The 13210-nt window shown below is 67.5% G+C and carries 12 protein-coding genes; 5 read left to right on the forward strand and 7 right to left on the reverse strand.

The genetic code is table 11. From position 1 onward, the window contains the following. Nucleotides 1-33: 33 nt before the first annotated feature. From AC5I49_RS08225 to AC5I49_RS08235, 3 genes are all read right to left on the reverse strand, one after another. Nucleotides 34-1089, reverse strand: coding sequence for a Bug family tripartite tricarboxylate transporter substrate binding protein (locus AC5I49_RS08225; protein ID WP_495789161.1), 1056 nt, complete (start codon nucleotides 1087-1089; stop codon nucleotides 34-36). A gap of 145 nt (nucleotides 1090-1234) precedes the next feature. Continuing rightward, complete coding sequence (locus tag AC5I49_RS08230) at nucleotides 1235-2482, reverse strand: CaiB/BaiF CoA transferase family protein (RefSeq protein ID WP_495789162.1); 1248 nt, start codon at nucleotides 2480-2482, stop codon at nucleotides 1235-1237. A gap of 39 nt (nucleotides 2483-2521) precedes the next feature. Then, on the reverse strand, nucleotides 2522-3475 hold the full coding sequence (locus AC5I49_RS08235; RefSeq protein ID WP_061287772.1) for a hydroxymethylglutaryl-CoA lyase: 954 nt from the start codon (nucleotides 3473-3475) through the stop codon (nucleotides 2522-2524). 158 nt (nucleotides 3476-3633) lie between these two features. Here AC5I49_RS08235 and AC5I49_RS08240 point away from each other — a divergent pair, with 158 nt between their 5' ends. Further along, nucleotides 3634-4365 (forward strand): IclR family transcriptional regulator, encoded by a 732-nt coding sequence (locus AC5I49_RS08240; RefSeq protein WP_495789163.1) that lies wholly within the window; start codon nucleotides 3634-3636, stop codon nucleotides 4363-4365. Between the two features lie 24 nt (nucleotides 4366-4389). On the opposite strand, the gene AC5I49_RS08245 is transcribed toward AC5I49_RS08240, so the two are convergent. From AC5I49_RS08245 to fabI, 4 genes are all read right to left on the reverse strand, one after another. Beyond that, nucleotides 4390-5310, reverse strand: a complete 921-nt coding sequence (locus AC5I49_RS08245; protein WP_310038527.1) for a ZIP family metal transporter — start codon at nucleotides 5308-5310, stop codon at nucleotides 4390-4392. 45 nt (nucleotides 5311-5355) lie between these two features. Then, a complete protein-coding gene (locus AC5I49_RS08250; protein WP_310038525.1) occupies nucleotides 5356-5991 on the reverse strand; it encodes a superoxide dismutase in 636 nt (211 codons plus the stop codon). Between the two features lie 69 nt (nucleotides 5992-6060). Then, complete coding sequence (locus AC5I49_RS08255; protein WP_016448898.1) at nucleotides 6061-6186, reverse strand: hypothetical protein; 126 nt, start codon at nucleotides 6184-6186, stop codon at nucleotides 6061-6063. 215 nt (nucleotides 6187-6401) lie between these two features. Further along, nucleotides 6402-7202: an enoyl-ACP reductase FabI gene (gene fabI / locus AC5I49_RS08260; protein ID WP_016448897.1), complete on the reverse strand. Its 801-nt coding sequence runs from the start codon at nucleotides 7200-7202 to the stop codon at nucleotides 6402-6404. Between the two features lie 111 nt (nucleotides 7203-7313). Between fabI and AC5I49_RS08265 the strand changes: the two genes are divergently transcribed. The 4 genes from AC5I49_RS08265 (at nucleotide 7314) to AC5I49_RS08280 (ending at nucleotide 13200) form a co-directional block, all read left to right on the forward strand. Beyond that, entirely contained in the window at nucleotides 7314-9143 is a 1830-nt protein-coding gene (locus AC5I49_RS08265) for an extracellular solute-binding protein (protein WP_034348785.1), read from the forward strand. A gap of 96 nt (nucleotides 9144-9239) precedes the next feature. Next, entirely contained in the window at nucleotides 9240-10268 is a 1029-nt protein-coding gene (locus AC5I49_RS08270) for a microcin C ABC transporter permease YejB (protein WP_016448895.1), read from the forward strand. A 104-nt stretch (nucleotides 10269-10372) separates the two neighbouring features. Continuing rightward, nucleotides 10373-11515: an ABC transporter permease gene (locus AC5I49_RS08275; RefSeq protein WP_074924285.1), complete on the forward strand. Its 1143-nt coding sequence runs from the start codon at nucleotides 10373-10375 to the stop codon at nucleotides 11513-11515. After that, nucleotides 11512-13200, forward strand: a complete 1689-nt coding sequence (locus AC5I49_RS08280) for an ABC transporter ATP-binding protein (protein WP_026062105.1) — start codon at nucleotides 11512-11514, stop codon at nucleotides 13198-13200. Before AC5I49_RS08275 ends, AC5I49_RS08280 begins: the two co-directional genes overlap by 4 nt. The last annotated feature ends 10 nt before the right edge of the window (nucleotides 13201-13210 follow it).

Consider the following 13210-nt stretch of genomic DNA (forward strand, 5'->3'; position numbering starts at 1 on the left):
GCCGCGCCTTTTTTCTTGCCCGCTGTTTGCCGCTCACTCCAGGCGGATCCTGGCATCGCGGATCAGCGCGGCCCAGTCCGTCTGCTCCTTGAGCAGGTACCGGGCCGCGTCCTGCATGCTGCCGCCCAGGGCCGTGCTGCCCTCGGCCTGCAGTTGCTGCTGCACGGCGGGCTGCTGCAGGGCCGCGTTCACGGCGGTATTCATCTTCTGCACGATGGCGTCCGGCGTGCCCTTGGGCGCGACGATGAGCTTCCAGTCCACGGCCTCGAAGCCTGCATAGCCCGACTCGGCCACGGTGGGTACCTCCGGCAGGATGGGCAGGCGCCTGGCCGAGGTCACGGCCAGGGCGCGCAGCTTGCCGCCCTTGAGCAGCGGATAGACGGCCTGGGGCGTGCCGAACATGTAGTGCGTCTGCTTGCCCAGCAGGTCGGTCACGGCCGGCGCTGCGCCCTTGTAGGGCACGTTGAGCACCTGGATGCCGGCCTTGAAGGCCAGCATCTCGCCGGCCAGGTGGCCCACCGTGCCCGTCGATGCCAGTCCCTGACGGATGCCGCCCGGGTCGGCCTTGGCGGCCTTGACCAGGTCCTGCACCGATTTCCATGGCGAGTCCTGCGGCACGACCAGCACCGTGGGCTGGGCGGCGACCAGGGCCACGGGGATCAGGTCGGTGCGCGGGTTGAAGGGCATGCTGGGCAGCAGGGCGGGGTTGATGGCGAGGTTGGCGGTCTGGCCCATGCCGAAGGTATAGCCATCCGGCGCGGACTTGGCCACCGCATCCAGCCCGATGTTGCCGCCCGCGCCGGGCTTGTTGTCCACCACCACGGTCCATTGGTTCAGCGTGCCCACGCGCTCGCTGATCTGGCGCGCGACCGCGTCCGTGCCGCCGCCCGGCGTGTAGGGCACGACCATGCGCACGGCGCGCGAGGGCCAGTTGCCGGGCTGGGCCTGGGCCGCCAGCGGGAGCAGGGCGGCAGCCAATGCGGGCAGGGCGCACAGCAGCAACTGGCGGCGCGGGGCGGAACAAGGGCGGGCCTGGGTCAGTGTCTGTGTCCGGTTTTGGGCGGCCGGGTTGCGGTGGATGGCGGGCATGGTGTTGTCTCCGGGAATTTTTGGGAAAAGGCCTCCCCGCCGGGCGCGCGGCAAGCGTCGTCCGGTGTGGGGTGGATGGGGTGCAAGGTTGCAGGGGCGCCGCGCGTCGGGTGGACGGCGGCGGCTTCAGTGGCTCAGCCTGGCATCAATGGGAGGCCTTGGCGTGGCTGTCGGTGGCCTCGCCCTGGGCCAGGGCCAGGGCCTGCTCGCTGCTGTAGCCCAGTGCGGTGAGGATCTCCAGGCTGTGCTCGCCCAGGCGCGGGGGCGACAGGCGCACATCCAGGCGCTTGCCGTCCAGCGTGAAGGGCAGCAGCACGGTCTTGGTCTCGCGGCCATCGGGCAGGGTGATGGGGGCCAGCGCGCCCGTGGCGTTCAGGTGCGGGTCTTGCAGCAGGTCCTGCGGGCGTGCGATGGGGGCGAAGGGCAGGCCGTTCTTCTCGAAGACCTCGGCGATGTGGGCGGCGCTGTGCGGGGCCATCTTCTCGCGCAGCAGCGGCATCAGCCAGCTGCGCGCCAGCACGCGGTCGTTGTTGCTGCCAAGGCGCGGATCGTCGCGCAGCTCGCCCAGGCCGAAGGCGTCGCAGAACAGGCGCCAGGCGCCGTCGCTGACCACGGCCAGGAAGATCTGCTCGCCGCCCTGGACCTCGAACACGTCGTAGATGGCCCAGGCCGAGATGCGTGCCGGCATGGGCGCGGCCGGCTTGCCGGTGACGGCGAACTGCATCATGTGCTGGGCGACCAGGAAGATGTTGTTCTCGAACAGTGCGCTTTGCACTTCCTGGCCGCGCCCGGTCTTCTCGCGCTGGGCCAGGGCAGCCATCGCGCCCATGGCGCCGAACATGCCGCCCATGATGTCGTTGACGCTGGCACCGGCGCGCAGCGGGTCGCCGGGGCGGCCCGTCATGTAGGCCAGGCCGCCCATCATCTGCACCACCTCGTCCAGCGCCGTGCGGTGCTCGTAGGGGCCGGGCAGAAAGCCCTTGTGGCTCACGTAGATGAGGCGCTCGAAGCGGTCCTTGAGGCTGTCGTAGTCCAGCCCCAGCTTGCGCATGGTGCCGGGCTTGAAGTTCTCGCAGACCACGTCGGCCGTGGCGATCAGGCGCAGCGCGGCCTGCTTGCCTTCCTCGGTCTGCAGGTCCAGCGTCACGCTCTTCTTGTTGCGGTTGAACAGCGGGAAAAAGCCCGAGCCCGAACCCAGCAGCTTGCGCGTGGCATCGCCGTCGCGGCCGTGGCCCACGGGCTCGACCTTGATGACTTCGGCGCCCAGGTCGGCCAGCATCATGCCGCAGGACGGGCCCATGACCATGTGGGTGAACTCGACCACGCGGATGCCTGCGTAGGGCAGTTGCGTGGCCTGGCCTGCGGCCGTGTCGGGGGAGGTGGGTTGGCTCATGGGAAAACGGTGAATGAATGTATGGGTTGTCGCCGCGGCTCAGGCCGGTGCGTAGGGGTGGGGCGCAAAGCCCTTGGGCAGTCCGGCCAGCGGCGTCATGCCGTGCAGCTCCTCGCCGGGCAGGCCTGCGGCCAGCGGCTGGCGGGCGGCGATCAGGCGATCGATGTCCACGCCGGTGCGGATGCCCATGGCCTCGAACATGAAGACCAGGTCTTCGGTGACCACGTTGCCCGAGGCACCGGGCGCGTACGGGCAGCCACCCAGGCCGGCCAGCGAGGCATCGAAGGTGCGCGCGCCAGCCTCGTAGGCGGCCAGGCAGTTGGCCAGGCCCAGGCCGCGCGTATTGTGCATGTGGGCCGCGCCTGCCTGTTCGCCCAGCTCGGCGCGCAGCCGTGTGAACAGGCGCCGCACCTGGGCCGGGTTGGCCATGCCCGTGGTGTCGGACAGGCCCGATTCGTCGGCGCCGGCTGCCACGCAGGCCAGGGCCAGTGCAATCACTTCGTCCTCGGGCACCAGGCCCTGCAGCGTGCAGCCGAAGGCCGTGGAGATGCCCGCCTCGATCAGGGCATGCGGTGCGATCTCGTCGCGCAGCGCGGCAATGGCCCGCACCTCGTCCACCATCTGCATGGGGGTCTTGCGCACATTGGCCATGGAGTGCGCGGGGCTGGCCGATACGGGCAGCGTGACCTTGTGGACGCCGGCGCGCAGCGCAGCCTCGGCACCGCGCAGATTGGGGACCAGGGCCATCACGGTGACGCCGGGCAGCGTGATGGCGTGGGCGACCACCTCGGCCGCGTCGGCCATCTGGGGCAGCAGCTTGGGCGAGACGAAGGAGCCGACCTCGATCTCCTGCAGGCCCGCATGGGCCAGGGCGTCGATCCACGCCAGCTTGTGCGCTGTGGACATGGTGGAGGCCACGGACTGCAGGCCATCGCGCGGGCCGACTTCGCTGATGAGTACGTCAAAACGGTGGGAGGACATGGGCAGGGACATCCGGTGGTGGGTGGCGATGACCGCAGGATTCGCCTGTTGACATCGGTTGCTTGAGTCGTTCTAATAGATAGAACTTAATTCTCTCTATTGAAATATTCCCTGCTGCACGCGCCATCGTCAAGCCTGCGTGCCTGGGGTTTTCCCTTGGGTGCCTTTTTATGCCTCGCAAATCAGTGACGGAATCGGTCGCCGACGAGAACGCCGCGCCGGGCGGCGTGGCTGCGGTGGACCGGGCCTTGAGCCTGCTGGCCGCCTTTCGCGACGGAGATGACGGGCTGACGCTGGCCCAGCTGTCGGAACGCACGCGCCTGTACAAGAGCACCGTGCTGCGGCTGCTGGCTTCGCTGGAGCATGGCGGCTGGGTGCTGCGCATGGATGACGGCCGCTACGCCGTGGGCCCGGCCGTGGCGCGGCTGAACACCGTCTATGCCCGGCATTTCTCGCTGGACAGCGTGGTCATGCCCGTGCTGCGCACCCTGGTGCAGGCCACGGGCGAGAGTGCGGCCTACCACGTGCGCCAGGGGCAGGACCGGCTGTGCCTGTACCGCGTGGATTCGCCCCACCCCGTGCGCGACCATGCGCGCACCGGCGATCTGCTGCCGCTGGGGCAGGGCGCGGGCGGGCGGGTGCTGTCCGCGTTCGATGCCGAGCTGTACGCCGCATCGCGCGGCGGCAGCCGCACGCAGCTGGCCCGCGTGCGCGCCGATGGCTACTGCGCCATGGTGGGAGACAGGCACCGGGAGATCGCCGGGATTTCTGCCCCGGTCTTCAAGCGCGATGGAGAGTTGGCAGCGGCACTGACACTGACCATGCCAGCCCACCGCTACGAGGAGCGCCACGCCCGCCATGTGCGGGCGGCGGCGCGGGAGCTGGGGCTCTTGCTGCCCTGAGCCAGGCGTGCGCGGTGCGCGGACTCATCCCAGCGCCGTGTCCAGCACCATCATCAGCACAAAGCCCAGCATGAGGCCGCCCGTGGCAAAGGCCTCGTGGCCCTTGCGGTGCGACTCGGGAATGATCTCGTGGCTGATCACGAAGAGCATGGCGCCTGCCGCAAAGCCCAGGCCCCAGGGAAGCAGCGCGGCCGAGCCGCTGACGATGACTGCGCCCAGCACGGCGCCCAGCGGCTCCACCAGGCCCGATGCCATGCCCAGCGCCACAGCAAAGCTGCGCTTGTAGTCCGCAGCCAGCAGGGCCACGGCGACCACCAGGCCCTCGGGCACATCCTGGATGGCAATGCCTGTGGCCAGCGCATTGGCGCGCAGTCCGTCGTTGCCCGCATAGCCCACGCCGATGGCCAGGCCTTCGGGCAGGTTGTGCAGGGCAATGGCAAAGACGAACAGCCAGGTGCGCTGCAGCTTGCGCGCGCCTTGCGGGTCCAGGCCTTCGCGGCCCTTGATGAAGTGCTCGTGCGGCAGCAGCCGGTCCATGAGCATGAGCGCCGCGCCGCCCAGCAGGATTGCCGTGCCGATGACAGCGCCTGCCGCCCAGCTCCCGCCCCCAAACAGGCCCTGCGTACGCACCGCCTCCAGCCCCGGCAGGATCAGCGAGAAGGCGCAGGCCGCCAGCATGACGCCGGCGCCAAAGCCGAACAAGGTGTCCTGCGTGCGCTCGGACAGGCGCTGGGACAGCATCACGGGCACGGTGCCCAGGGCTGTCGCCAGCGCGGCTGCCGAGCCGCCGGCCAGGGCCTGGAAGACCACCGGATGGTTCTGGGCATAGGCCCAGAACTGGCTGGTGAGCGCCCAGGCGCCGGCCATCATGATGGCCAGGCCGATCCACAGGCGGATGTTGGACCGTACGCTGGTCTTGGAGCGGAAGCGTTGTGGCAGATCCATGCTGGTCGGGAATGGGTTGGGGCGTTGGCGGGCAGGCTTGGCAGATCAGCCGCGGGCTGCGGCGTAGCGGCTGGCCACTTCGGCCCAGCTGACTACGTTGTAGAACGCCGCGATGTATTCGGGGCGGCGATTCTGGTACTTGAGGTAGTAGGCGTGTTCCCACACGTCCAGGCCCAGGATGGGGGTGGCTCCGGAGCCGATGCCGGCCATCAGCGGGCTGTCCTGGTTGCCGCTGCTTTCCACGGCCAGCTTGCCGTCCTTGCCCACCACGAGCCACGCCCAGCCGCTGCCAAAGCGCGTGAGCGCGGCCTGGGTGAAGGCGGCCTTGAAGGCATCGAAGCCCCCCAGCTCCCTGTCGATGGCCTGGGCCAGCTCGCCCGAGGGGGCGCCTCCGCCACCCTGGTCTGCCGGGGCCATCACGGTCCAGAACAGGCTGTGGTTGGCATGGCCGCCGCCGTTGTTGCGCACGGCGCCGCGCACGCCTTCGGGCAGCAGGGACAGGTCGGCGATCAGCTGCTCCACCGGCTGGCTGCCGTGCGGCGTGTCCTTGAGTGCGGCATTCAGGTTGTTCACATAGGCCTGATGGTGCTTGGTGTAGTGGATCTCCATGGTCTGCGCATCGATATGGGGCTCCAGCGCGTCGTAGGCGTAGTTCAGGGGAGGCAGGGTGTAGTTGCTCATGTGGTTTCTTTCAGGGACTACGGGGGAAATCGGTGCGTCGTAAGGCGTGTGGGGGGGCGAGACCTGTAGTCAGTGCGCCAGCCGCGAGGGCAGGGCCGTTGCCGCGATGTCGAAGACCCGGGACGAGGCCTGCAGTGCCGCATCGATGGGGGCTGGAACGGGAGAGGGCAGGCTGAGGTCAGGGGTTGCTTGCATCTCTGCTGGCTCCGAGGGTTTCAGAGATTCCTTGATATTGATCTGAGAATTGTATTATTCATGAGAATCATTCTCATTCAAAACAAAAATGACCTCAGTCAGGCCGATGTGTATTTCCTTGCGCGTGCAGGCAGGACCCGCAGTCGTGGGTTCCGGGCGAAAAAAAACCCCGCAGGCGGCAATGCCTGCGGGGCCGGTCGGGCGGCGGTGGCCGCTTAGACCTGGTCGGCCGACAGGCCTGCAGTCTGGCTGAAGCCGCCGTCCACGTAGGTGATCTCGGCCGTCACGCCCGAGGCCAGGTCCGACAGCAGGAAGGCGGCCACATTGCCCACATCCTCGATGGTCACGTTGCGGCGCAGCGGCGATGCATCGGCCACGCGGCCCAGCAGCTTGCCGAAGTCCTTGATGCCCGATGCGGCCAGCGTCTTGATGGGGCCGGCCGAGATGCCGTTGGCGCGGATGGCGCGGCCGTCTGCCGTGCGGCCCACGGCCTCGGCCAGGTAGCGCACCGAGGCTTCCAGCGATGCCTTGGCCAGGCCCATGGTGTTGTAGTTGGGGATGGAGCGCAGCGCGCCCAGGTACGACAGCGTCAGCAGCGAGGACTTGTCATTGAGGTAAGGCAGGGCCGCCTTGGCCATCGCGGGGAAGCTGTAGGCGCTGATGTCGTGCGCGATCTTGAAGCCCTCGCGCGACAGGCCTTCCAGGAAGTTGCCGGCGATGGCCTCGCGCGGCGCGAAGCCGATGCTGTGCACGAAGCCGTCGAACTTGCCCCAGGTGGCGCCCAGGTCGGCGAACAGCTTGTCGATCTGGGCGTCGTCGGCCACGTCGCAGTCAAAGATCAGCTTGGAGTCGAATTCTGCAGCGAATTCGGTGATGCGGTCCTTGAAGCGCTCGCCTACATAGCTGAACGCCAGCTCCGCGCCCTGTGCGTGGCAGGCCTTGGCGATGCCGTAGGCGATGGAGCGGTTGGACAGAACGCCCGTGATCAGCAGTTTTTTACCGGCGAGAAAGCCCATTGTTGTTCTCCAGAGGAAGTGAGTGGAAGTGCGCAGCAGCTGGCGGCGAAGGCGGGGCCCCGCGTCAGCGTTTGCCAGCGGGCGGCTGGCTGCGTGGTGCAGAATTGTCGCATGCGCCATTGGATGATTTCTTCGCTGCTGCTGGCCTCGGCGTGTGTGCCGGCGTGGGGCTCGCATGCCTATGCCCTGTGGGGAGAGCCCCGCTATGCTGAGGGCTTCAGCCATTTCGACTATGTCAACGCCAAGGCCCCCAAGGGCGGCGAACTGCGCCTGGTGAGCAACCTGCGCATCTCCACCTTTGACAAGTACAACCCGTTCACCATCAAGGGATCGTCTCCGGCCTATCTGGCCGAACTGATGTTCGACACCCTGCTGTGGCCCTCGCTGGACGAGACCGCCACGGGCTACGGACTGCTGGCAGAGGATGTGCAGGCTGCCCCCGACGGCCTGTCGGCCACGTTCCGGCTGCGGCCGCAAGCGCGCTTTCACAACGGCAAGCCCGTGCTGGCTGCCGATGTCAAGTTCAGCTATGACACGCTGGTGGGGCCGCACGCATTGCCTGGCTACCGATCGCTGTTCTTCGATGTGGCGGGGGTCGACGTGCTGGATGAACGCACGGTGCGCTTTCGCTTCAAGCAGCCGAACCGGGAACTGCCGCTGGTTGTGGGCGCCATTCCCGTCTTCAGCCGCGACTGGGGCATGGAAAACGGCAAGCCCAAGCCCTTCGACCAGGTGGTGACGGATACGCCCATCGGCAGTGGGCCCTACAGGATAGGACCTGTGCGCTTCGGCAAGGACATCACCTATGTGCGCGACCCGGACTACTGGGGGCGCGATCTGCCCGCGCGCGTGGGCACGGCCAATTTCGACCGCATCTCCGTCAAGATCTACCGCGACAACACGGCGAAGCTGGAAGCGCTGAAGGCCGGCGAGTTCGACCTGATGCGTTTTTACAGCGCCGGCGACTGGGCGCGGCGCCTGTACGGCAAGCGCTTCGACCGGGGCGAGCTGGTCAAGGGCGAATTCAGCAACAAGCTGCCCTCGGGGTTCCAGAGCTATGTGCTCAACACCCGGCGCCCTTTGCTGCAGGACGTGCGCGTTCGCCGTGCGCTGGACCTGGCCCTGGACTACGAATGGATGAACCGGCAGATGTTCTACGGCTCCTACCAGCGCGTGCGCGGGCTGTTCGGCAACACGGCCTGCGAGACCCATGGCGAGCCCTCGCCAGAGGAGCTGGCGCTCATGGAGCCCCTGCGCAAGAGCATTCCGCCGGAGGCTTTCGGCCCCATGGCCGAGCCGCCGCGCACCGATGGCAACAACTCGCTGCGTGCCAACCTGCGCCAGGCGCGGCAATTGCTGGCCGATGCCGGCTGGACCATTCAGGATGGTGTGCTGCGCAATGCGCGGGGCCAGGCCATGGAGCTGGAGTACCTGGACAGCAGCGAGTCGGGCATACGCCAGGTCTCGCCCTGGATACGCAATCTGGAAAAGCTGGGCATACGGCTGCGCTTTCGTTCGGCGGACTTTGCGCTGTACCAGCAGCGCGTGGAGAAGTTCGACTACGACATCATCTCCATTGCCTACCAGGGCACGAACAACCCGGGCCAGGAATTCGCCGACCTGTTCGGCAGTCGGGCGGCGGACACGGACGGCTCGGGCAATTTTCCCGGAGTCAAGAATCCCGCCGTCGATGCCTTGATCCGGCGCATGACCGAGGCCAAGACCGAGGCGCAGCTGTTGCCCGCGTGCCACGCACTGGAGCGTGTCATCGCGCATGGACACTACCTGATTCCGCAGTGGAGCGCGGGAACGCACCGCATGGTCTACGACTCCTGGCGGCTGGTGCGGCCCGCCGTGGTTCCCGCCTACGCGAAGGGCGAGAGCTGGGCCATGGATACCTGGTGGGCCCGCATGCCGGTGCTGACCGCGCCGCCTCCATGAGCGGGTGCTGCCGCCGCATCGTTGCGATCCGTTGCATGATGGGCACGCTCCCGGGCCGGGGTGCCCCCCGGCAATCGACATAATGCAGGACTTCTTATGTGGGCCTACATACTCAAACGCTTGCTGCTGATGGTGCCGACCCTGCTGGGCGTGCTGCTGCTGACCTTCGTGGTCGTGCAGTTCGTGCCCGGTGGCCCGGTGGAGCAGTACCTTGCCGAAGCCAAGGCCAGCGTGGGCCGTGGCGGCGAAGGCGGTGGCCTGGCCTACCGTGGCAACCAGGGGGTGGACCCCCAGCGCATAGAGCAGATCAAGGCCCTCTACGGGTTTGACAAGCCGGCCCATGAGCGCTTCTTCCAGATGCTCGGGCAGTTCGCGCGGTTCGATCTGGGGCGCAGTTTCTTTCAGAACAAGGATGTCTGGCAGCTGATCAAGGAGAAGCTGCCGGTCTCGGCCAGCCTGGGCCTGTGGACCTTTTTCATCAGCTACCTCGTGGCCGTGCCCCTGGGCATTGCCAAGGCCGTGCGTGCCGGCTCGCGTTTCGACTTCTTCACCACGCTGCTGATCCTGGTGGGCTATGCGATTCCGGGCTTTGTGCTGGGCGTGGCGCTGCTGGTGATCTTCGGCGGGCAGCTGCAATGGTTTCCGCTGCGCGGGCTGACCTCGGCCAACTGGGATGAGCTGTCCTGGGGCGCGCGCATCGTGGACTATCTATGGCATATCGCGCTGCCGGTCACGGCCATGGTGGCGGGCAGCTTCGCCATCACCGCCATGCTCACCAAGAATGCCTTTCTGGAAGAGATCCGCAAGCAATATGTGCTGACAGCCCGCGCCAAGGGCCTGTCGGAGCGGCAGGTGCTTTATCGGCATGTGCTGCGCAATGCGCTGATTCCCATCGTCACCGGCTTTCCGGCCGCCTTCATCGGTGCCTTCTTCACGGGCTCGCTGCTGATAGAAACGCTGTTCTCGCTGGACGGCCTGGGCCTGCTCAGCTATGACAGCGTGATACGGCGCGACTATCCCGTGGTGCTGGGCACGCTGTACCTGTTCACGCTGATCGGCCTGGTGACCAAGCTGGTCAGCGATCTTTGTTATGTGTGGGTGGATCCGCGTGTACGGTTTGACTAGGTACCTTCCGAGCCGCTTCGCGGCTTGCCCGGTATGCACGGCGCCCTGTATCGCGGAGGGCGGACGGGCGGCGCGTGGCGCCGGGCTTCGTTTCCTGGAGCGACATGGACACTGAAATGCAATCCGTTGTGGTTTCTGGAACGGGGCTGCCAGGGGCTGGGGCGCCTGCACCGCTGGCGGCGGCGGCGGTTTCGCCGGCGCGGCGGGCCTGGCTGCGGTTCAGGCGCAATCGGCTGGGATATTGGAGCCTGGTCGCTTTTTGCGTGATGGTGGTGCTGAGCCTGGGCGCCGAGCTGATCAGCAACGACCGGCCCCTGGTGGTGCGCTACGAAGGCCAGACCTACTGGCCGCTGTGGAACGATTATTCCGAGAAGACCTTCGGCGGCGACTTCGAGACGGCGGCCGACTATCTGGATCCCTACATCCGGGATCGCCTGAGCCAGGGTGGCAACTGGGCGCTGTACACGCTCAATCCCTACGGACCGCAGGCGCTCAACTACTTTGCGAGCTTGCCCAATCCGGCGCCGCCCTCGCGCGAGAACCTGCTGGGCACGGATGATCGCGGGCGCGATCTGCTGGCGCAACTGATCTACGGCTTTCGCGTGAGCGTGCTGTTTGCGCTGGCGCTGACGGCCTCCGGCGTGGTGCTGGGCGTGGTGACGGGGGCCATCCAGGGCTTTTTCGGCGGCAGGACCGATCTGGCGTTTCAGCGCTTCATCGAGATCTGGGGCTCCATGCCCGAGCTGTATCTGCTGATCATCTTCAGCGCGGTGCTGGCGCCCAGCGTCTCGCTGCTGCTGGTGCTGCTGTCGCTGTTCGGCTGGATGGGGCTGTCGGACTATGTGCGGGCCGAATTCCTGCGCAACCGCCAGCTCGACTACGTGAAGTCGGCGCGTGCGCTGGGCGTGGGCAATGGCGCGCTGATCTGGCGCCATCTGCTGCCCAACAGCATGACGCCCGTGGTCACCTTTTTGCCGTTTCGCATGAGTGCAGCCATCCTGGCGCTGACTTCGCTTGATTTCCTGGGCCTGGGCGTTCCGCCCGATACGCCCAGCCTGGGCGAGCTGCTGAGCCAGGGCAAGAACAGCATCGATGCCTGGTGGATCTCGCTGTCCACCTTTGCGGTGCTGGTGGTGACGCTGCTGCTGCTGACCTTCATGGGCGATGCGCTGCGCGATGCGCTGGACCCGCGCAAGGCCGCTGCCACCGATGCAGCCCCGGCCGTTGATGCGAAGGACGCCGCATGAACGCAGAGCAGCCGGCAATGGACATGCCTTCCGCCCCCGGTCGCGGCCGGACGCTGCTGTCTGTGCGCAACCTGCGCGTGCGCTTTGGCAGCAAGGACGTGGTGCACGGCGTGAGCTTCGATCTGGCGGCCGGTGAGAAGCTGGCGCTGGTGGGTGAGTCCGGTTCGGGCAAGACCATCACGGCGCTGTCCCTGCTGCGGCTGGCCGGTGACGCCCAACTGGGCGGGCAGGCGCTTTTCGACGGCCGCGACCTCCTGCGCCTGCCCGAGCGCGAGATGCGGGCCGTGCGCGGCGGCGACGTGGCCATGATCTTCCAGGAGCCCATGACGGCGCTCAATCCGCTGATGACCGTGGGCGAACAGGTGGGCGAGGTGCTGCGCCTCAAGCAGGGGCTGACGCGGGCGCAGTCCCTGGCCCAGGCGGCCGAACTGCTGGCGACCACGGGCATTGCCGAGCCCGTGCGCCGTGCCCGCGCCTTTCCGCATCAGCTCAGCGGCGGCCAGCGTCAGCGCGCCATGATCGCCATGGCACTGGCCAGCAGCCCGCGCCTGCTGCTGGCCGATGAGCCGACCACGGCGCTCGACGTCACGCTGCGCGGACAGATCCTGCAATTGCTCGATGACCTGCAACGCCAGACCGGCATGGCCGTGCTGATGATCACCCACGACCTGCACCTGGTGCGGCGCTTTGCCGATCGCGTGGCGGTGATGGAGCGCGGGCAGCTGGTGGAGCAGGGCGAGGTGCCGGCGGTCATGGCAGCTCCGCGCCATGCCTACACGCGCAAGCTGCTGGCCAGTGTGCCGCGCCGCGATCTGGTCGAGGCGCAGGCCGGTACACCGGGGGCGGCTCCCGAGCCGCTGGTCCATGCGCAGGGCCTCAAGGTCAGCTACCCGGTGCCGTTGACGGGCGTGCGCGGCTGGTTTGGCCAGGGGCGTTTTGTTGCCGTGCAGTCCGCCGACCTGGACCTGATGCCCGGGCGCACCGTGGGTGTGGTCGGGGAGTCGGGCTCGGGCAAGTCCACGCTGGCCCAGGCCGTGCTGGGACTGCTGCCGCATGAAGGCCAGCTGCGCATCGCTGGCCAGGCCTGGAGGCAGCCGGCCACGCGCAACTCGCCGGCCAATCTTGCGCTGCGGCGCAAGGTGCAAGTGGTGTTCCAGGACCCGTATTCATCGCTGTCGCCACGGCTGACGCTGGAGCAGATCGTTGGCGAGGGCCTGCGCGTGCACGCCCCGGCGCTCACGGGGCGGCAGCGCCGTGACCGTGTCGTGGACATGCTGTCTGCCGTCGGGCTGACGGATGAGCAGTTCCCCGGTCTGCTCGATCGCTATCCGCATGAGTTCTCCGGGGGCCAGCGCCAGCGTATCGCCATTGCGCGTGCCCTGGTGCTGGAGCCTGAAGTGCTGGTGCTTGACGAGCCCACCAGTGCGCTGGATGTGACCATTCAGCAGCAGGTGCTGGGCCTGCTGCAGCGGCTGCAGCGCGAACGTGGCCTGGCCTATCTGCTCATCACGCACGATGTGGACGTGATCCGCGCCATGGCCCATGACGTGGTGGTGATGAAGGATGGTGCCATCGTCGAATCCGGCCCCGTGGCCCAGGTGCTGGGCGCGCCGCGTGAGGCCTATACGCAGCGGCTGGTGGAGGCTGCTGGCTTTTCGGGTGACGGCATGCCCGAAGGGTTCTGAGTTCGCCGGC

The organism is Delftia sp., assembly GCF_059499305.1.